Genomic DNA, 24,367 nt, shown 5'->3' with positions numbered 1-24,367 from the left:
TTTAGATAGAGTTTTTTACCTGATGCCAGATCATGGTCTGGTTACCGAAAATTTTGCTGAAGCCTCTTACATCTTCGCCGGACCAGCCGCTGTTCATTTCGCCGTACTTGCCGAATTTGCTGCTCATCAGGTCGTAGGGTGACTGGATACCGGTCACCTGGAAGCGGTAAGGCATCAGGGTAACGAACACTTCACCGGAAACATTTTCCTGTGTGTGTTGCAGGAACGCCTCGATGTCGCGCATCACAGGGTCCATGATCTGCCCTTCGTGCATCCAGTTGCCGTAGAACTGCGCCAGCTGGTCTTTCCAGGTCAGCTGCCATTTGGTGAGCACATGTTTCTCCAGTGCGTGGTGCGCTTTGAGGATCACCATGGGAGCGGCGGCTTCAAAGCCTACGCGGCCTTTGATACCGATGATGGTATCACCTACATGAATATCACGGCCGATAGCGAACGGCCCTGCTATGGTTTGCAGGTATTGGATCGCTTCAGACGGGTGAGCGAATTTCAGGTCGTTCACGCCAACCAGTTCGCCCTGCTCAAAAGTCAGTTTCACCTGTTCTTCTCCTTCTTTGGTCAGCTGGGTAGGCCAGGCTTCTTCCGGCAGCATACCGTTGGAGGTCAGTGTTTCCTTACCGCCTACGGAAGTGCCCCACATGCCTTTATTGATGGAGTACATGGCTTTCTCGAAGTTCATGTTCACTCCTTTGGAACGCAGATAGTCAATTTCAGCTTCACGGCTCAGTTTCATGTCACGGATCGGGGTGATGATCTCCACACCTGGGATCATGATATGAAACACCATGTCAAACCGCACCTGGTCGTTACCCGCGCCGGTGCTGCCGTGCGCTACCGCGTCAGCGCCCACTTCTTTCACATATTCGGCGATGGCCAGCGCCTGGCTCATACGTTCTGCACTCACGCTCAGCGGGTAGGTATTGTTTTTCAGTACGTTACCAAAAATCAGGTATTTAATAACGCCGTCGTAGTAGGAACGGACCGCGTCAACAGTCTTGTGACTTTTAACGCCCAGGTTATAAGCGCGTTTCTCAATTTCCACCAGTTCTTCTTCGGAAAAACCGCCGGTGTTAACGATTACGGAATGCACCTCATATCCTTTTTCTTCAGTCAGATATTTAACGCAATACGAAGTATCAAGTCCTCCGCTAAATCCCAGTACTACTTTTTTCATTTTTACGACATCATTTATATATTGAAAACTATATTGTCAGACAGTGGGTGGCAGGCTTCAGAACAGGAAGAATTTTTTCCTGGTGCCGGTAGCGCCGCCTTCTTTTTTGCTGTTGAGCAAAACAAATCTTTTAAATCTTAACCAGCGCTCGTACAGCTTTATGTTTCCTTTAAATCTCCGGCGCCTTTTCTCGTGGTGGATCTGGCCGGCAGCGGTCACAGACAGCTGGTTGACAGGCTGCAGGGCAGTGGCGGCCGCTTCCTGTTTGGCTTTGGCGTCGGCCATGGCACGCTCTTCCGCCTCTTTCAGCTTCTCAGCGGGATCGTACAGCATAGCAGTGCACAGGCAGTTCTTCCGCTCTTTGCTGGTGAGGATATCGAAGTTCACACAGCTGCGGCAGCCTTTCCAGAACTCTTCGTCGTCTGTCAGCTCGGAGTAGGTAACGGGCTCATAACCCAGTTCTGAGTTGATCTTCATCACTGCCAGCCCGGTAGTCAGACCAAATATCTTGGACTCGGGGTAGGTTTCTCTCGACAGTTCAAAGATTTTCTTTTTGATGGACTTGGCCACGCCATGCCCACGGAAGGCAGGATTCACGATCAGCCCTGAGTTGGCCACAAATTTGCCATGCCCCCATGCTTCTATATAACAAAAGCCTACCCAGTCCCCTTTGTCGGTTACTGCAATAACAGCTTTGCCCTCCTGCATTTTAAGCTCCACATAGGCCGGTGAACGTTTGGCAATTCCAGTCCCACGCGCTTTAGCAGACGCCTCCATCTCATCAGTGATGGTTTTTGAATAGTGTATATCGTCAGGTGTGGCTACCCTAACGATGATATGCTGATTTTCCAACTTTTAAAATTGAAATCGTGAATCAATAAACTACATTGAAGTCTTCCATTACGGAACATTCACCGGACATGGGGATATCCGGTGCGATAGCGGTTGTATGACAAGCGCTATCAAATCCTGGGTCGTCGGGAAAGGAATCTAAAGACATTGAACCCAACAGAATATACCCCTTTATTTAAAGCGGGATGATATGCAGAGATGTTGGTATGAGTTGCGGTTTTTTCCAACTTCAGTTCAGCGTTAAATTGTTATAAATATTGTCTTTAGTTTAGATTAACCGCAAAGTTATAATAATATCTTTTTAATCAATCGAATTTTTTTTGGGGAATGCCGATTTTTTTCAAACCGTTAACAAAAAGGCGGCTGAACCCAACTCCTCGGGATCCAGCCGCCTTATACTTTAATTATTTATATACTATTTGGTGATAATCCCCAGCTCGGCGATACTCGCCCTGTTATCCTTTTCGGTGGCTGGTGTGAGGGCCACCAGGCGTATGAACCTGGCTTTCACCGGCGCAAAGGTGATGGTTTGCGCTACCGGGTTGTTTTTGATGTTGGCGAAACTGCCGGTGGCGGCCGGTTGCCCCCAGCTTTTACCGTCGGCGCTGGTATAAAAGGCATACCCGTAAATCACGCCGCCGATATGCTCATTGGTGGTAGGCGTGTAGGTAAAGCCTTTCAGCGTCAGCGTTTCACCCAGGTCTACGTCCAGCTGGTGCGGGTATTGTGTCTCTTTTTTGTCAGATGTCCACACGGTGGCCGGATTGCCGTCGATCGCCCTGGCGGCTTCCGCTGTGGCCGGGGCCACTACCTGCCATTTGGCAGGCGCCACGTCGAAGCTGGCTTTCACTTCCGGGCTGGCTGCCTTCGTTTTGCGCAGGAAAGCCCTGGCTTTCACCGTGCCGCCCTGCGGCAGGCTGATCTCCGTCTGCGGTGTGTACAACGGCGAGTTCAGCGCAGGCGCGGTACCGTCGGTGGTGTAACGTATTTCCGGGTCGGCGGAAGCGGCGGTGATGGTCACCTTCCCTTCTTTGTCCCGGTGGATCTCCGGCGTGGCCAGCATGCCGGGCGCTTCGAACAGCTGTATCTCGCTGATCACGGGCGCCGCTTTGGCATCCAATATATTAATATACACTTCCGTGGTGGTATAGTCCGGCAGGCGCAGGATACGCTTGTGGCCGACGGTGGTCTCCCGCGCTATTTCCTTTTTCACGCCTTTGTCCAGTATTTCCACGCTGAAAGCTTTCACCCGCTGCCCGAGCGCTATATATTCCTGCAGCACCACCCGGTTGAAGGTAACCGGCTTTTTGAAAGTCAGCTTCACGGTGGTGGCAGTCACGTTGTCCGGCGTTGCCCAATAGGTAGCGTTGGTACCATCTGTTAGATGAGACACCTTTACCTCCGGGTTATTCTTACGTGTATCCGTTGCCGTTACTACCGCATTTTTAGCGAGGTTATTTTTGAAGGTGGCATCCAGCGTACGGCGCAGCTCCATCAGGCGGGTAGAATCGTTCGGGTGGATCAGTCCTTCGCGGTCAATAGGCACGTTCAGGATCAGGTTACCATTGCGGCCTACGGAGCCGTAGTAGATGTCCAGCAGCGTGTTGAGCGACTTCACCTTGTCGTCTGTATCGGGGCTGTAGAACCATCCCGGGCGGATAGACACGTCACATTCGGCCGGGATCCACTGTTCACCGTCCTCGTTGCCTTCGTTGAGCGACTTCGTAGGGGGGCCGCCTGCGCCGGGCGTAAACCCTTTCACGTTGAGCGTGCTCCAGTTGGTGGTGCCGGCGATACCGTTTTCATTGCCCACCCAGCGGCAGCCAGGTCCTACGTCGCTGAAAATAACGGCGTTCGGCTGATGTTTGTATACTACTTTATGGAACAGGTCCCAGTCATAAGGCTGTTTGATATTGCCGCCATTAGCGCCATCGAACCACTGCTCAAACACAGGGCCGTAGCTGGTGAGCACTTCTTCCAGCGTATTGGCGAACACCTTGTTGTACGTGGCGGTGCCATACTCGGGATGGTTACGGTCCCAGGGCGACAGGTACACGCCGAACTTCAGGCCGTATTCCTTACAGGCGGCCGAAAGTTCTGCCAGCACATCGCCTTTGCCGTTTTTCCACGCGCTCTCCCGGACAGTATGGGTGCTGTATTTGGAAGGCCATAAACAAAAACCGTCATGGTGCTTGGCGGTGATCACGATGCCTTTCATACCGGCCTGCCTGGCGGTACGGGCCCATTGACGGGCATCGAGGCGGGTAGGATTAAATACCTTCGGATCTTCATCCCCATGCCCCCACTCTTTGTTGGTGAACGTGTTGGGCCCGAAGTGGATGAACATGTAATATTCCATGTCATTCCAGGCTACCTGCGCTTTGGACGGCAACGCGCCATACGGTTGGATCTTCTGTGCCGAGGCCATGCCACAGGCAAACAATCCGGCTAATAATAAATTTGTCTTTTTCATTTCACTGGATAAATTACGGATTACGGACTATCTCAAAAAATCCTCCCTGCTTCATGCTGAGCGAAGATAATCCGCCTCCCGCACCGGAGATGATCGGGTATTCTCTATTCATAATTCAATATTAACCAACAATCGCTTGCATATTCTGCCGTTTATCACAAAAATGTAATAAAAAGGAGATCCGGGTTGGTTTACACGCAGCATTTTTTATAAATTTAGTCCCTTCACAACGTATCCATATACGATTAAAAACTGAACAATGAACAAACAACCACTGCATCGCAGAAGTTTCCTCAAAAACACGGCGGCCGCAGGTATAGGTCTTTCTATGCTCGGCTCCTCTGCAAAACTGTTTGCCAATGAAAAGAAACCCAAGGTAAGAATTGGTCTGATCGGCGTGGGCGCCCGCGGCCTGAGTCACCTCAGCCTCTGCCTGCACCGCGACGACGTAGACGTGGTAGCTTTTGCGGACCCTGACACGGCTTACACCGTTCCGAAAGCAAGAGATATGATCACCAAGGTATACGGCGGCAAACGAAAAGTGGCTGAATACACCAACGGCCCGGAAGATTACCTGAACCTGCTGAAAAGAGATGATGTAGACGCAGTGATCATCGCCACCCCCTGGGAATGGCATTCCATTATGGCCATCGCTGCCATGAAAGCAGGCAAAACCCCTGCGGTGGAAGTATGCGGCGCCTCCGACATCCAGGAATGCTGGGAACTGGTCAACACCAGCGAAGCTACCGGCGTACAGGTTTTCGGTATGGAAAACGTATGCTACCGCAGAGACGTAATGGCCGTGCTGAACATGGCGCGCCAGGGCCTCTTCGGCGAACTCACACACCTGCAGGGCGGCTACCAGCACGACCTCCGCGCAGTGAAATTCAACAACGGCAAACAATATTACGGTGGTGGCGTGGAATTCGGCGAAAACGCGCTGTCCGAAGCGAAATGGAGAACCAACCACTCCGTTCACCGCAACGCTGACCTGTACCCGTCCCACGGCCTCGGTCCCATCGGTAACCTGATCAACATGAACCGCGGCAACCGCCTCATGACCATCACTTCCGTGGCCACCAAATCCCGCGGCCTCCACAAATACATTGTGGACAACAGCAGCGAAAGCCATCCCAATGCCAAAGTAAGATTCAAACTCGGCGATATCGTTTCTTCTTTGATGACCACCAGCAACGGTGAAACCATCATGCTGTCCCACGACACCAACTCCCCGCGCCCCTACTCCCTCAACTTCCGCGTTCAGGGCACCAACGGCCTGTGGATGGATGATCAGGACTCCATATATATCGAAAAGAAAAGCCCGTTCGACGAGTGGGAAAAAACCGGTAAACCGGAAGATGCCAACAGCTACTTCGGTAAATACGACCACCCGCTCTGGAAACGCTACGCCTCTGACGCCAAAGGCGCCGGTCACGGCGGTATGGACTGGTACGTGCTCAACTCCTTCGTGGAAAGCATCAAACGCGGCACGCCTTACCAGCTCGACGTATACGATATGGCTACCTGGTACGCTATCACTCCGCTCAGCGAACAATCTATTCTCGAAGGCGGCAGCGTACAATACATCCCTGACTTCACCCGTGGTCGCTGGATGAACAGAAAACCCATCTTCGGACTGGATGATCAGTACTAGTATTGCACTATAACAGAAAATCGCCCATCGACAATAGTCAATGGGCGATTTTCTTTTTAATACAATATGAACAATAACCTCAGGTTATCCACACTTATGCCCGCGCATCGGGCGCGCCTGCAGCTACTTTCTGCACCGTTGTTCCGTTCTCGATCGTGGTCACATATATCTCCGGCACTTTACCAAACTGCTGCTGGTACCTGTCTGTCACAAACCCGCGGAAAGCATCCACTTTATCCTGTTTTACCAGGTTGATGGTACAGCCGCCGAAACCACCGCCCATCACACGGGCGCCGGCTACCTCCGGCCGCTCTTTGGCCAGCGACACGAGGAAATCCAGCTCCGGACAACTTACCTCATAGAGCACACTTAACCCTTCATGGGTGGCATACATCAGTTGACCGAAAGCCTGCAGGTCGCCTTTCTTCAGCAATTCGGTAGCATCCTGTACCCGCTGAATTTCTTCGATCACATATTTACAGCGGTCGTATACTTTGGCCGGCAGTTGCGCTTTTACCGCCTCCAGCATGGGCATGGTGGCGTTACGGAGCGATGACACCTCCGGATGTTGCGCCTGGATGGCTTTCACGCCCTCCTCGCACTGGTGACGGCGAACGTTATATTCTGATGAGGCGAGTGAGTGGTGCACCATGGAATTACACAATACAATGCGGTATTCAGGGAAATCGAACGGGAAATATTCGTATTCCAGGCTGCGGCAGTCCAGCCGTACCACCTGGTCTTTTTTGCCATGCAGGTTGGCGAACTGGTCCATGATACCGCACTTTACGCCGGGAAACGAGTGCTCCGCGCGCTGGCCCAGCAAAGCCATGTCCATCCGGCTCATGCCGTACCGGAAGATCTCATCCAGCGCCGCTACAAGTCCGCCTTCCACCGCTGCGGAAGACGACAGGCCTGCGCCTACCGGAATATCGCCGGCAATCACACAGTCAAACCCTTCTACCGGGTAGTGGCCCTGTTGCAGCTGATATACCACGCCCATCAGGTAGTTGATCCATCCCGACGTAGGCACCACATGGTTGAGGTCGAAGGATACCGTTTCATTGGTGAAAACCGCGTGGGCATTGCATTGACGGGTGCCGTTCAATGCTACCGCATACACGATTTTTTTATCGATGGCGGCAGGCAATACAAAACCGTCGTTATAGTCGGTATGTTCGCCAATGAGGTTAATTCTTCCCGGGGAAACTACGATCAGCGGCTCTTTTCCAAATAGCGCGATGAATTTCTCCCTTGTTTGCTGTATCATCAGAAAATTATTAAACGTAAATTTTACGCCTAAAAATATAAATAAAAACAAGAAAAGCGAAGGATGTTTGTGCAGAGGGGAGATTTTTTTCGGGGAAGCGATTTTCCCTGCGTGCGGATACAGGTTGTTTTAAACATTCCCTCCCAACAATCCGCAACCGATTGTCATAGTCCGGGCGGGCTACTGTACCGGACAATCAAAAACAGCAGCGGCCTGCATCCGACGTGACAATGAATGTCAGATCTTATGCAGGCCGCTGCTGTTAACTGTCTTTTATTTTCAGGTAGATGCAGGACATCTTCCCTGCATATATACTTATTTTCTGCCGATCTTATCCCCTACCAGTGAGTAGAACAGGATGTAGAGATAACAAGGCACCATGCAGTACAGGAAGGCATGTCTGAAATCGATGCTGCTGCTGTAGAGGAAGTTGAACATGCTGTGCTGGTCGAACATACCGCTGTAGATCTGCGGGATAACGCCACCGCCGGCAATACCCATTACGAGGAGCGCAGAGCCGATTTTGGTGAAGCGGCCCAGGCCGTCGATCGCCATCGGGAAGATAGCGGGCCACATCAGTGCGTTGGCCAGGCCCAGCAGCGCGATGAAGGTTACCGCAGAGAAGCCGGTATTCAGGTAAGCGCCGATAGTGAAGAGCACGCCCAGTACAGCAGAGATCTGCAGACCTTTTTTGCCGGTGAGGTATTTCGGGATGGTAGCGATACCGATCACATAACCTGCCAGCATGGCCACCAGTGTGAAGGTGGTGAAATAGCGCGTATCAGCGATGCTCATGCCCAGTGCTTTACCATACTGACCGATCACGTCGCCGGCCATTACTTCCACACCTACGTACATGAAAATACAGATCACGCCCAGCACGAGCTGAGGGAACTGGAACACGCTGGTTTTTCCGTTGGTGGAAGCAGCGGTAGTAGCGTCTTCTGCGTCGGTGTCGATTTCAGGCAGGGAAGAACGTTTCAGCAGGAAAGCGAGGATGGTCAGCACAACAGCGATAGCTATATAGGGGCTGATCACACGGGAAGCCAGGCTGTCGAGCAGCGCTGCTTTCTGTACAGGGTCTACCGCCGCAGCGATGTCAGCCTCCAGCTGCTCCGCTCCTTTCAGGATAATGGAACCGAGGATGAGCGGCGCCAGCGCGCCCGCCGTTTTGTTACAGATGCCCAGGATGGAAATTCTTTTGGCCGCACTCTCCTTAGGGCCAATGATACTGGCGTATGGGTTGGAAGCCGTTTGCAGCAGGGCCAGTCCCGCTCCCTGGATAAACAGACCGGTAAGGAACATACCAAAGCTGCGGGCATTCGCCGCAGGAATGAATACCAGCGAACCGATCGCGATGATCAGCAGCCCTAACGCCATCCCGTTTTTGAAACCTGTCTTGTTCAGGATAAAAGAAGAAGGAATCGATAAGAAGAAATAAGCCATGAAAAAGGCCATCGTTACCAGCAGCGCCTGCGACACATTCAGTTCACACACAATCTGGAAAAACTGGATCAGCGTTCCGTTAAGCCAGGTAACAAAGCCGAACACGAAAAACAAAATGCAGATGATTGCCATCGCCTGGCCGTACCCCGCCTGTTTGGAAGGTATATTCATTGTTGCTGTTTGGTTGGACATAGCTGTCTGTTTGATTTTTAGATAAACGCGAACATAGTGAAACTCCGTTATATTTTATGCTATAATTCATAAATATATTAGCTAAAACGTTTTACTATCGAAAAAAAATGCAACGGTTTATTCGGTTTTTTAGAAATTCCTTAAAAAAATATTATACATTTATCCGGCAAAATTTCACTGTAACTTAACACGTTTATGGCTCAGCAAACAAAGCAAGGCTCACAAAGCACACACCCGTCGTTCTTTGTGCTTATACTGGTGTTCTTTTTCTGGGGTTTCCTGGCTGCATCCAACAGTATATTCATACCTTTCTGCAAATCTCATTTTAACCTTACCCAACTTGAGTCTCAGCTGATTGACTTCTCCTTTTACAGCGCCTACTTCATCGGCTCCCTCATCCTGTATCTGGCATCTGCAGCAAGAAAAGTGGATATCCTCAATAAAATAGGATATAAAAAGGGTATTATTTACGGTTTATTAATTTCCGTGCTGGGATCGGCGATTATGATCCCCTGTGTCAACAAGGAAAAGATCGTTCCCATTAAGGAAACCCTGAGTGACATCAGCAGTTTCCAGGTAGAACAACAACTGCAAACATCTGACCGCCAGGTGAAAATCCGCCGCGAAAAAGAAAAAGACACTTACGCACTGCTGATCTCCGGCAACGAAGCGGCCGATAAATATATCAACAACCCGCACCTGCTTGCTGAAATACCGCAGGGATTCACGAAAGACGAAGAACATCACCAGTACGCAGGCATCTTCAATAAATCCAGCCTCGAAAAAGTGATCAACACCCTCGACGCTGACCACCAGCAAACAGTGACCTTCGGTTACTTTGCCCTGATCCTGATGGCCCTCTTTATTGTGGCGCTCGGTTTCTCGCTGCAGCAAACGGCCGCCAACCCGTTTGCCATCCTGCTGGGCGACCCGGCCAAAGGCGCGCACCGTCTCAACCTCGCCGGCGGTATCAACTCCTTCGGCACCACTATCGGTCCCATCATCGTGAGCATGCTGCTGTTCGGTAACATCAAAGGCGGCGACGTCAGCACCGATATCAGCAAAATCAACACCCTCTATATCCTGCTCATCGTACTGTTCCTCGTGGCCGCAGCCATCTTCGCCTTTGTGAAAATGCCGGAAAGCTCCGACCAGAACGAAACATTTGAAACATCTCCGAAAGCCACCAAATCCATCATAGGCATCACCCTCATGTTCATCCTGATACTGCTCGGACTGATACTGAAATATGAACTGCCTTTCTTCGTGGCCGGTATCGTTGGTATCATCGGTATCCTCTTCTTTGCTAAAACCGCTTCTACCGGCAACAGCGAAGGATGGGGCGCCATGAAATACCCCCAGCTCACCCTGGGCATGCTGGCCATCTTTATCTATGTGGGCGTGGAAGTAACCATCGCCAGCAACCTCGGCGCACTGCTGAAACACCCGGGATTCCTCACCCGAAAGGACTGGCGGAATCTGAACTGGACCCGTACGTGTCGCTCTTCTGGGGCAGCATGATGATCGGCCGCTGGACAGGCGCCATCAGCGTATTCAACGTATCCAAAGCCACCCGTAAAATATTGTGCGTCATCGTGCCGTTTGTGGCCTATGGCGTCATCCTCGGCGCCAACGTGATCAAAGGCAACGAAGTGAGCGGACTGTATCCGTATGTGATCTGCATCGTGATCCAGATCATCGGTTTCTTCGCCGGCCAGGACAAACCTGCCAAAACCCTCATGGTATTCGGACTGCTGGGCGTAGGCTCCGTACTGGTAGGCCTGTTCACCACCGGCTCCCTGGCGACCTTCGCCTTCATCAGCGGCGGCCTGTTCTGCTCCGTGATGTGGCCCAGCATCTTCGCCCTCTCTATCGGCGGTCTGGGTAAATACACCGGTCAGGGCTCCGCTTTCCTGATCATGATGATCCTCGGCGGCTCCCTCGTACCTCCGGTACAGGGCGGCCTGGCAGACATCCCAAGCATCGGCATCCACGCCTCTTATATTATTCCGGCGCTGTGCTTTGCTTATCTTGCATTTTTTGCATTCAGAGTTAAAAACATATTAAAATCTCAAGGAATCGATTATGAGTCAGCAATTAGTGGTGGGCATTGATATCGGAGGGACTAATACCAAATTCGGCATTGTAGATCGCAGAGGTAATATTTTGTGTGATGGTCGTATGTTAACGAATAAACATGAAGACGTAAACTGCTTTCTGGACGAACTCCACCAACAGTTATCCACATTGATAGCACAGGTGGGGGGCATCGAAAATATCAAAGGTATCGGCGTTGGCGCACCCAACGGTAACTATTACAACGGTAACATTGAATATGCTCCGAATCTGCGCTGGAAAGGCGTAGTTCCCTTAGCCAGCCTGCTCGAGAAAAAATTCGGGCTCCCGGCCGTATTAACCAATGATGCCAATGCTGCCGCACTGGGCGAACTGATCTACGGCGCCGCCCGCGGCATGAAAGACTTCATCGTGATCACCCTCGGCACCGGCGTCGGCAGCGGTATTGTCGCCAACGGGCAGCTGATCTACGGTCACGACGGCTTTGCCGGTGAACTGGGACACATCATCGTGATCCCCGGCGGCCGCTATCACCCCGGCACCGGCGCCTACGGCTCCCTCGAAGCCTATGCTTCCGCTACCGGCGTAACCAACACGGCCATCGAATTCCTCGCCACCCGCCCGGAAGTGCCCAGCATCATGCGGGAACATACCAAAGAGGAAATCAATTCCAAACTGATCTACGAAGCTGCCATGAAAGGCGATCCGCTGGCCATGGAAGTGTACGAGTTCACCGGCCAGATACTGGGCGCCGCCCTGGCCAACTTCGTCATGTTCTCCAGCCCGGAAGCCATCATCCTCTTCGGTGGCCTCACCCAGGCAGGCGATGTCATCATGAAACCGGTCAGAGAGCACATGGAAAAAAATCTGCTCCCGATCTTCCAGAATAAAGTTAAATTGCTGTTCTCTGAACTGAAGGAAAGCGACGCCGCCATCCTCGGTGCCAGCGCCCTGGCCTGGGAAATGAAAGACTAGGCCATTCAATTACGAATTACGGATTACGGATTACGAATTGAATGAGATATAAGACCATACTGATTTTTAAGTCATATTAGTATTGATATGAATAACAATAAGAATAGAAGAAGTTTTCTGAAAACAGCGGCCCTCGGTGCCGCTGTTTTCTCTTTAGACAGTGTAACAGCCACGGCTGCACGCGCACAAGCCAAAGCACCGGTAAAAGGGAAGCCTATCGTCATCTCCACATGGGACTTTGGCCGCGCCGCCAATGAAGCCGCATGGGAAATACTGAAAAAAGGCGGCCGCGCCCTCGATGCCGTAGAAGCCGGCGTACGCGTGCCCGAAGCCGATCCCAACAACCACACTGTAGGCTACTCCGGTTTCCCTGACCGCGACGGCCGCGTGACCCTCGACGCCTGCATCATGGACGAACACGGCAACGCCGGCTCCGTGGCAGCACTCGAGCATGTCACCCACGCTATCTCCGTAGCCCGCCTCGTCATGGAAAAAACACCGCACGTCATGCTGGTAGGCGACGGCGCCCTGCAGTTCGCACTGGCCAACGGTTTCCAAAAAGAAAACCTGCTCACGCCGGAAGCGGAGAAAGCCTGGAAAGAATGGCTCAAAACATCGGAATACAAACCCGTCATCAACATAGAAAACAAATCATACACGCCCGCCAACGGCGCTACAGCCTTCAACCCGCTCATGCTGCCGGGGAATGTGTATAACCACGACACCATCGGCATGGTGGCCATGGACGCGGAAGGCAACCTCTCCGGCGCCTGCACCACCAGCGGCATGGCCTTCAAACTCCATGGCCGCGTAGGCGACTCCCCTATCATCGGCGCAGGCCTCTATGTGGACAACGAAATCGGCGCGGCCACCAGCACCGGCGTCGGCGAAGAAGTCATCAAAATCGTCGGCAGCCACCTCGTCGTGGAACTGATGCGCCAGGGATATCCCCCGAAAAAGCCTGCAAAGAAGCAGTAGACCGCATCGTGAAAAGAAGTCCCTCTAAAGCGAAAGAAATACAGGTAGGCTTCCTCGCCCTCAACAAAAAAGGACAATACGGCGCTTACTGCCTCCAGAAAGGATTCAGCTACGCCGTCCTCAGCAAAGACGTGAACAACACGCTGATCGACGGGAAACACTATTTCTAATTTGGGATTTTCTGATTTACGGATTTTTTGATTTGAAGGAGCCCGCATCCCCGAAATCAAAAAATCCGCAAATCAAAAAATCCGTAAATCCACTGCTTATGTCTTTTGTCCTCGAAATATGCGCCGGTTCTGTTGCTTCCTGCATCGCAGCCGAAGAAGGCGGCGCCAATCGCATTGAACTGTGCGATAACCTGCTGGAGGGCGGCACCACCCCCAGTTACGCTACCATCGCAGTAGCCCGCGAAAAAGTAAAAATCGACTTATACCCCATCATACGCCCAAGAGGCGGCGACTTCCTCTATTCCGACCTGGAATTCGAAGTAATGAAAAAAGATATCGCCCTCTGTAAACAACTGGGCTGCAACGGCGTTGTCATCGGCATCCTCACCCCCGACGGACGGGTAGATAAAAAACGCTGTAAGGAACTGGTAGACCTGGCATGGCCCATGGGCGTTACCTTCCACCGCGCTTTCGACATGACCGACAACCCGTTTGAAGCGCTGGAAACCATTATTGAGATCGGCTGCGAACGCATCCTTACCTCCGGCGCCCGCAATACCGCCGTGGAAGGAGCCACGCTGCTGAAAGACCTCGTGGAACGCGCCAACGACCGCATCGCCATCATGGCCGGTTCGGGCGTAAGGGCCAATAATATCGCAGACCTGATCAAAACCACCGGCGTCACCGAATTCCACACCTCCGCCAAAGCCTACGAAGAAAGCGGTATGGTATACCGTAATCCCAACGTGAGCATGGGCGGTATCCCCGGCGTACCGGAATACGGTATCTCCCTGACCCAACGCCAGGAAGTATTATTAATTCGTGAAAGAGGGGAAAAAGCCTTGCAGGAGATCAATCCGTAGGCTATATTAGCAGGGAACAATCGTATTTTGCTGCACGGCTCCTATACAGCCGTGCAAGCCTTAAAAGTGAACAACGAAATGAAAAAACTGATCATCGCAGCCGGACTGTTGCTGGGCGGACTATTCGCGCAGGCACAGGTCAAAGGCGTAAAACATGTCATCCTGATCGGCATGGATGGCTTCGGCGCTTATTGTTTTCCGAAAGTGGACAATCCCAACATGAAACAGCTGATGAAAGAAGGCTCCTGGACACTGCAGGCACGCAGCGTTCTGCCCTCTTCCAGCGCTGTCAACTGGGCATCCATGGTGATGGGCGCAGGCCCGGAGATACACGGTTATACCGAATGGGACAGCCGTAAACCGGAACTGCCTTCCCGCACCCTCGATCAATACGGCATGTTCCCCTCTATCTACACGATACTGCGCGAACAGAAGCCCAACGCGGAAATAGGCGTGATCTACAGCTGGGAAGGGATCGGATACCTTTTCCCCAAAGCGGCGGTCAACAAGGATTTCGGCACCAAAGACAATGACAGCCTGGCCACCGAGGCGTCTGTAGCATATATCAAAGAGAAAAAGCCGGACTTCCTTTTTATACATTTTGACCAGCCGGACGGTGTTGGGCACAATATTGGTCATAATATCCAGCCCTACTTCGACCAGGTGAAGAAAAATGACGAGCTGCTGGGCAAAATATTACAAGCCGTCAAAGATGCCGGCATATGGGATAACACTATTATCCTCCTCACCGCCGATCATGGCGGTATCAAAAAAGGCCACGGCGGCAAAACCATGGAAGAAATGCAAATTCCGTGGATTATCCGCGGCCCGGGCGTAAAGGCAAACAAAGAGCTTGGCAACAGTGTTGTTACGTACGACACCGCCGCCACCATCGCCTGGATCTTTGGCCTGAAAACACCGCAGGTATGGACCGGAAGACCTGTGACAGAAGCGTTTAAATGATTTTCGATTTTTTGATTTACGGATTTTGGAATTTATTACGACGATTTTATTATTTAAAAATCCCCGAAATCGAAAATCAAAAAATCGAAAATCCCTAAATTATATATGTTATGAAAAGATTGCTGCTCATCACCGTCGTTTGTCTGACAGGCCTCGCACTCCCTGCCCAGCAGGTGCAGAAAGTGAAAGTGCTGACCTACAACATCCATCACGGTGAAAACATGAAAGGCCTGCTCGATATCCAGGGGATCGCCAATGTGATCCTCGCTACCAATCCGGACCTGGTAGCCCTGCAGGAAGTCGACAGCGTTACCCAGCGTACGCAAAACACCGACCAGCTCAAAGAACTGGCAGCGATCACCGGCATGTACACTTATTTTGCCAAAGCCATGAACTTCGATGGCGGTGGCTATGGCACCGGTATCCTTTCCCGCTTCCCCATCACGGAAGCCAGCACCCTGTCTCTCCCCTCCGTCTCTAAAAACGAAGTGGAACCCCGCGTTGCCGGTATCGTTACCGTGAAACTGCCGGGCGACAGCCTGCTGCAGTTCATCAGCGCCCACCTCGATGCGGAAAAGCCGGCGGCCAACCGTATCGCGCAGGCCAGCCAGCTGGTGGCCTACTTTAAGGAAACCAAAACACCGGTGATCCTCGCCGGCGATTTCAACGCCATCCCCGCCAGCAAAGAAATACACACACTCAAAAAATTATTCGCTGACGCTACCCAGCAGATGGGCCCCACCTTCCCGGCCGACTCGCCGAAGGTGAAACTGGACTATATCATGGTCCACCCGCAAAACCGCTGGAACGTAACAGGAGCAAGGATCATCGAAGAAGCCGTAGCTTCCGACCACCGCCCGCTGCTCAGTGAACTGGAACTGAAATAATTCTCATCATCGAAATGCTAAAAGTGTCAATGAAAAAATTATTCTACCTGTGCCTCCTGGGTGGCGCCGCCGCCCTGGGCAGCTGCTCCGGCTCGCGCCATGCAGACGCGCCCAAAGGGAAAGTAAGCATCATCCCGATGCCGGCCAGCATCACGGAAAAACAGGATTCGTTCCTGCTCGACAAACACACCGTGATCGTCGCCACCGGCGAAGCCGACCGCAAAACAGCGGCCCTCTTCAACGCCTGGCTGAAAGAACTGACCGGCTATGAACTGGATATTAAAGAACAGGGCGACAGAAACGCCATCACCCTGCACACCGGTAACGATACTACCAACGCCGAAGGCTATACGCTGAACGTGGACAACAAAGGCGTTGTCATCAATGGAAACAGCGGCGCCGGCACCTTCTACGGCATACAGTCGCTCATCCAGCTGCTGCCCGTACAAAAGGCCGAAGCCATGTACATCCCCGGCGTCAGCATCACCGACGCTCCCCGCTTCGCCTATCGCGGCCTTCACCTCGACGTAGGCCGTCACTTCTTCCCGGTGGAATTCATCAAGAAATACATCGATCTGCTGGCCATGCACAAATACAACACCTTCCACTGGCACCTCACGGAAGACCAGGGCTGGCGCATCGAAATCAAAAAATATCCGCGCCTGCAGGAAGTGGCCTCCAAACGCAAAGAAACCATGGCCGGCCGTTATGCCGATAATAAATTCGACGGAAAGCCCTATGGCGGCTTCTATACACAGGAACAGGTAAAAGAAGTGGTGAAATATGCGACCGATCATTTTGTGACCGTCATCCCTGAAATAGAGATGCCAGGCCACGGGCTGGCCGCTCTCACTGCCTATCCCAACCTGGGCTGCACCGGCGGCCCCTACGAAGTAGGCACCCGCTGGGGCGTGTATGACGATGTGTTCTGCGCCGGCAACGACAGCGTGTTCGCCTTCCTCCAGGACGTGCTGGATGAAGTACTGCCGCTGTTCCCCAGCAAATACATCCACATCGGAGGCGACGAATGTCCCAAAGTGCGCTGGGAGAAATGCCCCAAATGCCAGGCCCGCATGAAACAGGAAGGTCTTAAAGACGCCCATGCCCTGCAGAGCTACTTCATACAGCGCATGGAAAAATACCTGAACAGCAAAGGCCGTCAGATCATCGGCTGGGACGAAATCCTCGAAGGAGGCCTCGCCCCTAATGCCACCGTGATGAGCTGGCGCGGCATCGAAGGCGGTATCGCCGCCGCAAAACAGCATCATGATGTGATCATGACGCCGGGCAGCTTCTGCTACTTTGACCACTACCAGTCACAGGGCCACAACGAACCGCTGGCCATCGGCGGCTATACCCCTGTCAGCAAAGTGTACAGCTATGAACCCATACCCACCGGGCTGACCAAAGACGAAGCCAAATATATAAAAGGCGCACAGGCCAACCTGTGGACCGAATACATCGCCAACACCGACTATCTCGAATACATGGTGTATCCCCGCGCCTCCGCACTGGCAGAAGTACTGTGGTCGCCAGCTGACAAACGCAACTACGATAACTTCGTGGACAGGCTGAAAATACATGTAAAACGCCTCGACCAGAAGAAGGTCAACTACGCCAAACACGTGTTTGAAGTGACCGGCGCCGTGACCGACAATAAAAAAGGCGGCGTGGAAGTAAAACTCGGCAGCAAACTGGATGGCGGCAAAATCGTATACACCCTCGACAGCACCGCTCCCTCCCTGCAGTCCAACGCCTATAGCGGCCCCGTACAGATACAACAGTCCGGCACCCTGCGGGCGCAGGTATTTGAGGGCGATAAACCTTTCGGCAACGAGTACAGCCAGCATTTCCTGTTCCACAAAGGGCTGGGCAAAAAGGTGACCCTCGCCGCCCCTCCCTCCAAAGACTACGATCCCGGCAGCAGCTTCGCACTGGTAAACGGGATCGAAGGCATCGCCTCCTATAACGACGGGCAGTGGTTCGGCTACAACGGCAAAAACATGGAAGCCGTAGTGGAACTGGACAGCGTACAGGATATCCGCGTGGTAGGCCTGAATACGCTGAACCTGCGGCCCAACTGGATATATCCTCCCAAACAGGTGACTTTCTCCGTATCAGAAGACGGTAAGACGTATAAAGAGGTCTATAAACAGGCCGCCTTCAACCAAACCGGTATCAACCAGGTACGGGGCAAGGTGGAAGCCCGCGGACGTTTTGTGAAGCTCAACGCCACCAATTTCGGGACCATCCCCGCAGGAGGCGAAGGCGCCGGTAATCCCGCCTGGCTCTTCGTAGATGAAATGATCATACAATAAATAATGGAACCGCCCGGCTTACAGGCCGGGCGGTTCCATTTATGAATGACTCCTACACCAAATTAATATTCATCACATCGCAGTCCGGGTTCAGTCCTGGGGAACAGTGCCGGATAAGAATGTATTACAATATAAAAAACGTTCTTATTAAGTTAAAATAAATTTAAATTAAATAAGAGCTAAAATTTAGCAGAGATTAGCAGTATTTTTTTTAATTTTCCGGCTCGTTTTTAAACCGCATCTAATCAAAAACGTTTACAAATGACGATTAATCATCAGGAAATCGAACTGATTGACAGCTTTGAGCAAATTGCTGTGGAAATACATCCCTCTGCCAAAGAGGGTTCCAAAGCAGCAGCCCATGAAATAGCTGCATTGATTCGCGAAAAAGCAGCCGCCAATCAAAAATGCGTGCTGGGCATGGCCACAGGCTCTACCCCTAAATATCTCTACGCCGAATTGGTTCGTCTGCACAAAGAGGAAGGACTGAGCTTCAAAAATGTGATCACCTTTAACCTCGACGAATATTACCCCATAGAGCCGGATGCGCTGCAGAGCTACAACCGCTTTATGAAAGAACACCTCTTCAACCACATCGATATCCCGGAAGGACAGTACCATATTCCTGATGGCACCATCCCGAAAGATCAGATCAAACAATATTGCGCTGATTACGACAGACGTATTGAAGAAGCCGGCGGTATCGACATCCAGATCCTGGGTATCGGCAACAACGGCCATATTGGCTTCAACGAGCCAGGCTCCAACATCAACTCACATACCCGCCTGGTAACGCTGGACAACAGCACCCGTCTGGCTAACGCCTACGAGTTCCCCAATATGAGCCAGGTGCCTCGTCTGGCCATCACTATGGGCCTGAGCACCATCTTCAAAGCCAAAAAGGTGATCCTGATGGCATGGGGCTCCCATAAAGCGAAAATCGTTTGCCGTTCTGTAGAAGGCCAGAGCACTGACCAGGTGCCTGCGTCCCTGCTGCAACAGCATCCTAACTGCAAATTTGTGATCGACGAACAGGCTTCTGCTGAGCTCACCCGCTTTAAAGAACCCTGGCTTACCGGCGACTGCGAATGGACTCCCGGCCTGATCCGCAAAGCCGTGACCAGCCTGGCCCTGAAGCTGAATAAGCCCATCCTGATGCTCACAGATAAAGACTACAACGAAAACGGTCTCAACGACCTGATCGTACAGTACGGTTCTGCCTATGAGCTCAACATCAAAGAATTCAACGCTATCCGCGATACCATTACCGGCTGGCCTGGCGGTAAGCCCGGTCCGCAGCTGCCTAACCATCCGGAACGTTCCGAGCCTGCCAAAAAAACCGTGCTGATCTTCTCTCCGCACCCCGATGACGACATCATCTCCATGGGCGGCACCTTTATCCGTCTGCACGAGCAAGGCCACGACGTACACGTTGCTTACCAGACTTCCGGCAACATCGCTGTTACCGACGAGTTCCTGCTGCGTTTCATCGACTTCGCCGTAGGCTTCGAAGGTATGTTCGATATCGATAAAAGCAAAAGCTCCCAGATCCTGGAAGAAGCCAAAGCCTTTATCCGCGGTAAAAAACCAAGCCAGAAGGATACGCCGGAAAACCGCGCTATCAAAGGCCTGATCCGTCGCTGCGAAGCGAAAGCCACCTGCCGCTATGTAGGCATCCCCGAAGAAAACGCTCACTTCCAGAACCTGCCGTTCTACGAAACAGGTCTCGTGGAAAAGAAACCAATGGGCGAAGAAGATGTACAGCTGACAGTAGACCTGATCCGCAAAATAAAACCACAGCAGATCTATTGCGCCGGCGACCTCGCCGATCCGCATGGTACCCACAAAGTATGTCTGGACATTATCTTCGCAGCCCTCGATAGACTGAAACACGAAGAATGGATGAAAGACTGCTGGGTATGGCTCTACAAAGGCGCATGGCAGGAATGGGATATCCATGAAATCGAAATGGCGGTACCCATGAGCCCCGACCAGGTGCTCCAGAAACGCCTCGGTATCTTCATCCACCAGAGCCAGAAAGACGTGGTGCCTTTCCAGGGTACCGACCTGCGCGAATTCTGGCAACGTGCGGAAGACCGCAACGCCAACACCGCTAACCTGTACGACCAGCTCGGCCTGCAGAAATACTCCGCGATGGAAGCGTTTGTGCGTTACCACTTCATGTAGTTCACGCAAAGGCGCTAAGCAGCAAAGAACGCAAAGAGAATAAATAAGAAACAAAGAAAGCAAAGGAGCGAAGATCAAATCGAATTGGTCTTCGCTCCTTTGCTTTCTTATTAACCTTATAAAAACTTTGCGCCCTTTGCTGCTTAGCGCCTTTGCGAGAACCTGCCCCCTTTGCGTGAAAAATACTACATTTACCCCATGGATCTAACCCGTGCAATCACTATTGCCACTGAGGCCCACCAGGGCCAGGTGGATAAATATGGCCAGCCTTACATTACCCACGTGCTCCGCGTAATGCAGATGGGCCGTACTACCGATGAAAAAATCGTAGGCGTACTGCATGACGTAGTGGAAGACAGCCGCTGGACCTTTGAAGACCTCGCCCGCGAAGGGCTGGCGCCACACCTGCTGGAAGCCCTCCGCTGCGTCACCAAACAATCAGAAGAAGAGGACTACGAACATTTTGTAAACCGCACCCTGCAAAACCGTTTGGCCGCTACCGTTAAGCTCAACGATCTGACAGACAACATGGACATCCGCCGTATGACCACCGTGCAGGAGAAAGATGTGACCCGTCTGAACAAGTACCTGAACGCTTACCGGAAGATCGCTGCCGCACTTATCCAGGACAAATAATTTGAATACCTTTCCGATTAAACCATTAAATTACAGTATAAACGAAAAGCCATCAATGGAAAACGATATCCTCATTGACTTCCGGTTTGTTGCCAAAGATAAACCCCGTTTCGGCGAATTGTTCCTGATCACGGGGGAAGAACATCCTAAATTCCCGCCCCGGAGCCAGACCTTTATGCAGCTGGCGCCGCTTGGATTTGAACAACTCGATGATTTTTTTGGCATCCTGAATGATGAAGAAGCCGGAGACGACGTACTGATCTGGCTTTTCCCGATGCTCAACGGCGAGGAAGTATTTCATAACAGCGGCCCTTTCGATGCCATCCGGCTTTCGTATAGCGCGCTGCGTAATGCACCCGCCAACATCAGCCTGCTGGAAGCCTGCTTTAACGCCATCAAAGCACTCCCCGATGTGGAAGTCCGCTTTGATGAAAAAAAGATCGACAGCTTCGACGCCGTACAGAAAAAAAACGATGAAATAGTGGCCCACTGGCGCGCTAACAATATCGAACCCGGCTCCGATGAAAGCCTCCTGATCGAAGAAGAGGAAGACGACTGGGATGAAGATGAAGACTGGGACGAAAGCGAAGAGTGGGAAGATGACACCGACACGAAAAGAAAATAAAACAACCTATTGATACTGAGCAGGCTTACAGCCTGCTTTTTTTATTCATATATTTTCGTACATTCGGGCATTACCTGTACTACCACAACTGCCAACTGACCATGAAAAACAAAGCCAACAACAAAGGCCCGGCTACGCTGTTGATTGTAGCCAGCCTCCTGCTGATACTGCTTATTTCAGGCATCCCCTCCACACGCCGGATCAGTAAAACCAGCTGCAAGCCCGTCACCGGCCAGGTAGCAGAAGTCACCAAAAGCACGCCCGGCTACGTAGTCCATCTGAAAGACGATCCCCGGATTTATTATATCAAACCGGCCGCCTTCCCATCAGCCACCACTACCAGCCTCTCCCGACAGCTGCAGGGACGCCCGGTGCAACTGTTCACCGCCGACGCATGGTCGCCCCTCGACCCGTTCTCCAGCATGAAAGAAATCCGCCGCCTTCAGATAGGCGATACCGTTATCTTCTCCGACTACTGACATGGACAGGTACACGGAAAAGCGGGTAGCACAACGGGAACAATGATGCCCGCCGGCATATCCTATGCCATCTATCACGGCCGCCAGCCGCCGATTGGATAATTTTAGCTATCTTACATTCTGTGTACCAATCAATTATGAAGAATTTTTGTTATTTGGCCCTGGCGATGGTATTGTTTGCCTGCCATTCAGATAAACACAGCCGGTTTGGCAATGAAACAGAAACCGAAACCAGCACCGGCACTGCCAACAAAACCAAAAAGAAACCTGCAGGCAAAAAAGTCGCTGCCAGCGTGGGAGCTGCCATTATCGGAGAACGGGTATCCCCCGGTACGGTGATCCGCTCCGGTCCCAAAGGCGATGTCATCGCCACCCTCGCCGATTATATTCCCGTCCACTGCGCCCCGGCGAAAGACGGCTGGTGCCCTGTCAGTGTAGATATCGACATCAGTGCCGCAGAGTATACCAAACCACTGTTCCGCAAAGGCCGCAAATTTAAGGTCAACGGCGTGGACGCCGGCGTGCTGGAAAAAGATATACGCCTCCCCGTAGCCACCAACGGCGAAAAAATGTGGGCTAACCTCAGCGGCTATACGGAAAAGAAAAACATCCGCGGCGGCACCGTAATAGAAACGGCGCTGGTCAACTATCTCCGGGAACATAAGGAACACCGCGAGGAAGATATGCAGGCATTTATCAGCAATTTTAAACTGGAAGAAGATAAAACCCTGCGCCCTTACACCCTCTATTTCAATTACGAAAGCGGTATCGACGATCCCAGTCCGCTGTACCGCATCGTGCTGGTATGCCAGGGAAAACAGCTGATCGGCGTGGTTCATTCCCGCCCGCTGCAACTTCCCGGCGCCACCACCCGGAGACTGCAACGCAACTTTACCATCCACTATTTTAATGGCATCGAAAAGAGCCTACAGGAAGACTTTGCGGGTAAATTCAATAAGTTTATCGTGTCCGTGGATTAATGAAGGTCATAACCATTAGTTATGGAAGATCACTTTTGACCATTTGACTCCGGCAGCAAATGAACAGACCTTTGTGTCTGAAAAATCAATGCTGCTATGCAATTACAAAAGACCGGACAGAGAAGGGAAGCACTTCATTTACCTAAAGTAGTTTTTATCGCCGCGGCAGCCGCCACGCTGCTGCCGGTGGTGCAACCACCCGTAGCCTTGCTGCTCGGGCTGGCGCTGGCGCAAACAACCGGCAATCCTTTTGCACACATCACGCCCAAAATAACGCACTGGCTGCTGCAACTGTCCGTCATAGGACTGGGCTTCGGCATGAACGCCCATGCCGCCCTGCAGGCCGGCAAAGCCGGCTTCCTGTTCACCATCGTCTCTATTGCCGGCACGCTCCTGCTGGGCCTCGTCACCGGCAGGCTGCTGAAAATAGAAAAACAAACCTCCCACCTGATCGCCTGCGGCACCGCCATCTGCGGCGGCAGCGCTATCGCGGCCATTTCCCCCGTGATCAAAGCAGGGGAAAAACAAATCTCCGTAGCGCTGGGCATCGTGTTCCTGCTCAATTCCCTCGCCTTGTTTATATTCCCCGCGGTAGGCCACTGGCTGGGCCTTTCCCAGCAACAGTTCGGACTATGGAGCGCCATCGCCATCCACGATACCAGCTCCGTAGTGGGCGCCGCCAATAAATATGGCGAAACAGCGTTGCAGGTGGCCACCACCGTAAAATTGTCCCGCGCACTCTGGATTATGCCCGTGGCGTTTATCACCACCCTGCTTTTCCGTAACAGCAACGGTAAAATAAAAGTCCCCTGGTTCATCGGCCTCTTTCTGCTCGCCATGGTGCTCAATACCTGGGTGCCTGCCGTCAGCACCGTCGGGCCGCTGCTCGTACACAGCGCTAAAACAGCCCTCTCCCTCACCCTCTTCCTGATCGGTGCCGGCCTCACCCGGCAGGCCTTCAGGGGCATCGGCTGGCAGCCGCTGTTGCAGGGCGTCCTGCTGTGGGTATGTATCAGCATCGGCGCCCTGGTGGCCATCTTACAACTGATAAGATAACAGGAGGGTGATTTTCCCGGACTCAGATTGATTATTTTACGATATATTTGATATTCAAGTCAAGTGAAAAATAACCAATAGACGACCGAATCTTC

The 24,367-nt window shown here is 52.2% G+C and carries 21 protein-coding genes; 16 read left to right on the top strand and 5 right to left on the bottom strand.

The window, feature by feature from the left end; all coding sequences use genetic code 11:
• Nucleotide 1 precedes the first annotated feature (1 nt).
• The 3 genes from argG to HF324_RS07185 all read right to left on the bottom strand — a co-directional run bounded on the left by argG (nucleotide 2) and on the right by HF324_RS07185 (nucleotide 4,517).
• Complete coding sequence (gene argG / locus HF324_RS07195; RefSeq protein ID WP_168862192.1) at nucleotides 2–1,192, bottom strand: argininosuccinate synthase; 1,191 nt, start codon at nucleotides 1,190–1,192, stop codon at nucleotides 2–4.
• 57 nt (nucleotides 1,193–1,249) lie between these two features.
• Nucleotides 1,250–2,044 carry a GNAT family N-acetyltransferase gene (locus HF324_RS07190; RefSeq protein WP_246269449.1) on the bottom strand — a complete coding sequence of 265 codons (795 nt, stop codon included), beginning with the start codon at nucleotides 2,042–2,044 and terminating at the stop codon, nucleotides 1,250–1,252.
• Between the two features lie 415 nt (nucleotides 2,045–2,459).
• Nucleotides 2,460–4,517, bottom strand: a complete 2,058-nt coding sequence (locus tag HF324_RS07185; RefSeq protein WP_168862191.1) for an alpha-L-fucosidase — start codon at nucleotides 4,515–4,517, stop codon at nucleotides 2,460–2,462.
• Nucleotides 4,518–4,776: 259 nt separating this feature from the next.
• On the opposite strand from HF324_RS07185, the gene HF324_RS07180 reads away from it, so the two are divergent.
• Entirely contained in the window at nucleotides 4,777–6,171 is a 1,395-nt protein-coding gene (locus HF324_RS07180) for a Gfo/Idh/MocA family protein (protein ID WP_168810877.1), read from the top strand.
• A 94-nt stretch (nucleotides 6,172–6,265) separates the two neighbouring features.
• Here HF324_RS07180 and galK read toward each other — a convergent pair whose 3' ends face one another.
• Nucleotides 6,266–7,441 (bottom strand): galactokinase, encoded by a 1,176-nt coding sequence (gene galK, locus HF324_RS07175; protein WP_168862190.1) that lies wholly within the window; start codon nucleotides 7,439–7,441, stop codon nucleotides 6,266–6,268.
• A 315-nt stretch (nucleotides 7,442–7,756) separates the two neighbouring features.
• On the bottom strand, nucleotides 7,757–9,079 hold the full coding sequence (locus HF324_RS07170; protein WP_168810873.1) for a sugar MFS transporter: 1,323 nt from the start codon (nucleotides 9,077–9,079) through the stop codon (nucleotides 7,757–7,759).
• A gap of 195 nt (nucleotides 9,080–9,274) precedes the next feature.
• On the opposite strand from HF324_RS07170, the gene HF324_RS33355 reads away from it, so the two are divergent.
• From HF324_RS33355 to HF324_RS07100, 15 genes are all read left to right on the top strand, one after another.
• Nucleotides 9,275–10,600, top strand: coding sequence for an MFS transporter (locus HF324_RS33355; protein WP_220101282.1), 1,326 nt, complete (start codon nucleotides 9,275–9,277; stop codon nucleotides 10,598–10,600).
• Nucleotides 10,576–11,193, top strand: coding sequence for an MFS transporter (locus HF324_RS07160; RefSeq protein ID WP_193114987.1), 618 nt, complete (start codon nucleotides 10,576–10,578; stop codon nucleotides 11,191–11,193). Before HF324_RS33355 ends, HF324_RS07160 begins: the two co-directional genes overlap by 25 nt.
• Nucleotides 11,165–12,130 carry an ROK family protein gene (locus HF324_RS07155; RefSeq protein WP_168810871.1) on the top strand — a complete coding sequence of 322 codons (966 nt, stop codon included), beginning with the start codon at nucleotides 11,165–11,167 and terminating at the stop codon, nucleotides 12,128–12,130. Before HF324_RS07160 ends, HF324_RS07155 begins: the two co-directional genes overlap by 29 nt.
• A gap of 87 nt (nucleotides 12,131–12,217) precedes the next feature.
• Nucleotides 12,218–13,108: a glycosylasparaginase gene (locus tag HF324_RS07150; RefSeq protein ID WP_258539452.1), complete on the top strand. Its 891-nt coding sequence runs from the start codon at nucleotides 12,218–12,220 to the stop codon at nucleotides 13,106–13,108.
• Between the two features lie 8 nt (nucleotides 13,109–13,116).
• On the top strand, nucleotides 13,117–13,278 hold the full coding sequence (locus HF324_RS33565; RefSeq protein ID WP_258539451.1) for a hypothetical protein: 162 nt from the start codon (nucleotides 13,117–13,119) through the stop codon (nucleotides 13,276–13,278).
• A gap of 98 nt (nucleotides 13,279–13,376) precedes the next feature.
• Nucleotides 13,377–14,141: a copper homeostasis protein CutC gene (locus HF324_RS07145; RefSeq protein WP_168810867.1), complete on the top strand. Its 765-nt coding sequence runs from the start codon at nucleotides 13,377–13,379 to the stop codon at nucleotides 14,139–14,141.
• Nucleotides 14,142–14,219: 78 nt separating this feature from the next.
• On the top strand, nucleotides 14,220–15,104 hold the full coding sequence (locus tag HF324_RS07140) for an alkaline phosphatase family protein (RefSeq protein ID WP_168862189.1): 885 nt from the start codon (nucleotides 14,220–14,222) through the stop codon (nucleotides 15,102–15,104).
• A gap of 110 nt (nucleotides 15,105–15,214) precedes the next feature.
• Nucleotides 15,215–15,991 carry an endonuclease/exonuclease/phosphatase family protein gene (locus tag HF324_RS07135; protein WP_168810862.1) on the top strand — a complete coding sequence of 259 codons (777 nt, stop codon included), beginning with the start codon at nucleotides 15,215–15,217 and terminating at the stop codon, nucleotides 15,989–15,991.
• A 29-nt stretch (nucleotides 15,992–16,020) separates the two neighbouring features.
• Nucleotides 16,021–18,309, top strand: coding sequence for a glycoside hydrolase family 20 protein (locus HF324_RS07130; RefSeq protein ID WP_168810860.1), 2,289 nt, complete (start codon nucleotides 16,021–16,023; stop codon nucleotides 18,307–18,309).
• Between the two features lie 261 nt (nucleotides 18,310–18,570).
• The gene (gene nagB, locus HF324_RS07125; RefSeq protein ID WP_168810858.1) at nucleotides 18,571–20,496 is read left to right on the top strand and encodes a glucosamine-6-phosphate deaminase; all 1,926 of its coding nucleotides are present in this window, start codon (nucleotides 18,571–18,573) and stop codon (nucleotides 20,494–20,496) included.
• 198 nt (nucleotides 20,497–20,694) lie between these two features.
• A complete protein-coding gene (locus HF324_RS07120) occupies nucleotides 20,695–21,132 on the top strand; it encodes a phosphohydrolase (protein ID WP_168862188.1) in 438 nt (145 codons plus the stop codon).
• Nucleotides 21,133–21,187: 55 nt separating this feature from the next.
• Nucleotides 21,188–21,757 carry a hypothetical protein gene (locus tag HF324_RS07115; RefSeq protein ID WP_168802062.1) on the top strand — a complete coding sequence of 190 codons (570 nt, stop codon included), beginning with the start codon at nucleotides 21,188–21,190 and terminating at the stop codon, nucleotides 21,755–21,757.
• A gap of 101 nt (nucleotides 21,758–21,858) precedes the next feature.
• On the top strand, nucleotides 21,859–22,236 hold the full coding sequence (locus HF324_RS07110) for a hypothetical protein (protein WP_168810854.1): 378 nt from the start codon (nucleotides 21,859–21,861) through the stop codon (nucleotides 22,234–22,236).
• A gap of 137 nt (nucleotides 22,237–22,373) precedes the next feature.
• Nucleotides 22,374–23,216, top strand: coding sequence for a hypothetical protein (locus HF324_RS07105; protein ID WP_168862187.1), 843 nt, complete (start codon nucleotides 22,374–22,376; stop codon nucleotides 23,214–23,216).
• Between the two features lie 96 nt (nucleotides 23,217–23,312).
• Nucleotides 23,313–24,272, top strand: a complete 960-nt coding sequence (locus HF324_RS07100; RefSeq protein ID WP_168862186.1) for a YeiH family protein — start codon at nucleotides 23,313–23,315, stop codon at nucleotides 24,270–24,272.
• The last annotated feature ends 95 nt before the right edge of the window (nucleotides 24,273–24,367 follow it).

Source organism: Chitinophaga oryzae, from assembly GCF_012516375.2.
GTDB classification, from domain to species: Bacteria; Bacteroidota; Bacteroidia; order Chitinophagales; family Chitinophagaceae; genus Chitinophaga; species Chitinophaga oryzae.
Note: the sequence above shows the minus strand (reverse complement) of the source record. Positions and strands in the feature narration are given on the sequence as shown.

Bases quoted from the DNA above. Each gene is read 5' to 3' on its own strand.
- argG (WP_168862192.1), bottom strand. From the start codon at position 1,192: ATGAAAAAAGTAGTACTGGGATTTAGCGGAGGACTTGATACTTCGTAT.
- HF324_RS07185 (WP_168862191.1), bottom strand. From the start codon at position 4,517: ATGAAAAAGACAAATTTATTATTAGCCGGATTGTTTGCCTGTGGCATG.
- HF324_RS07180 (WP_168810877.1), top strand. From the start codon at position 4,777: ATGAACAAACAACCACTGCATCGCAGAAGTTTCCTCAAAAACACGGCG.
- galK (WP_168862190.1), bottom strand. From the start codon at position 7,441: ATGATACAGCAAACAAGGGAGAAATTCATCGCGCTATTTGGAAAAGAG.
- HF324_RS07170 (WP_168810873.1), bottom strand. From the start codon at position 9,079: ATGTCCAACCAAACAGCAACAATGAATATACCTTCCAAACAGGCGGGG.
- HF324_RS33355 (WP_220101282.1), top strand. From the start codon at position 9,275: ATGGCTCAGCAAACAAAGCAAGGCTCACAAAGCACACACCCGTCGTTC.
- HF324_RS07155 (WP_168810871.1), top strand. From the start codon at position 11,165: ATGAGTCAGCAATTAGTGGTGGGCATTGATATCGGAGGGACTAATACC.
- HF324_RS07150 (WP_258539452.1), top strand. From the start codon at position 12,218: ATGAATAACAATAAGAATAGAAGAAGTTTTCTGAAAACAGCGGCCCTC.
- HF324_RS07145 (WP_168810867.1), top strand. From the start codon at position 13,377: ATGTCTTTTGTCCTCGAAATATGCGCCGGTTCTGTTGCTTCCTGCATC.
- HF324_RS07140 (WP_168862189.1), top strand. From the start codon at position 14,220: ATGAAAAAACTGATCATCGCAGCCGGACTGTTGCTGGGCGGACTATTC.
- HF324_RS07135 (WP_168810862.1), top strand. From the start codon at position 15,215: ATGAAAAGATTGCTGCTCATCACCGTCGTTTGTCTGACAGGCCTCGCA.
- HF324_RS07130 (WP_168810860.1), top strand. From the start codon at position 16,021: ATGAAAAAATTATTCTACCTGTGCCTCCTGGGTGGCGCCGCCGCCCTG.
- nagB (WP_168810858.1), top strand. From the start codon at position 18,571: ATGACGATTAATCATCAGGAAATCGAACTGATTGACAGCTTTGAGCAA.
- HF324_RS07120 (WP_168862188.1), top strand. From the start codon at position 20,695: ATGGATCTAACCCGTGCAATCACTATTGCCACTGAGGCCCACCAGGGC.
- HF324_RS07115 (WP_168802062.1), top strand. From the start codon at position 21,188: ATGGAAAACGATATCCTCATTGACTTCCGGTTTGTTGCCAAAGATAAA.
- HF324_RS07110 (WP_168810854.1), top strand. From the start codon at position 21,859: ATGAAAAACAAAGCCAACAACAAAGGCCCGGCTACGCTGTTGATTGTA.
- HF324_RS07105 (WP_168862187.1), top strand. From the start codon at position 22,374: ATGAAGAATTTTTGTTATTTGGCCCTGGCGATGGTATTGTTTGCCTGC.
- HF324_RS07100 (WP_168862186.1), top strand. From the start codon at position 23,313: ATGCAATTACAAAAGACCGGACAGAGAAGGGAAGCACTTCATTTACCT.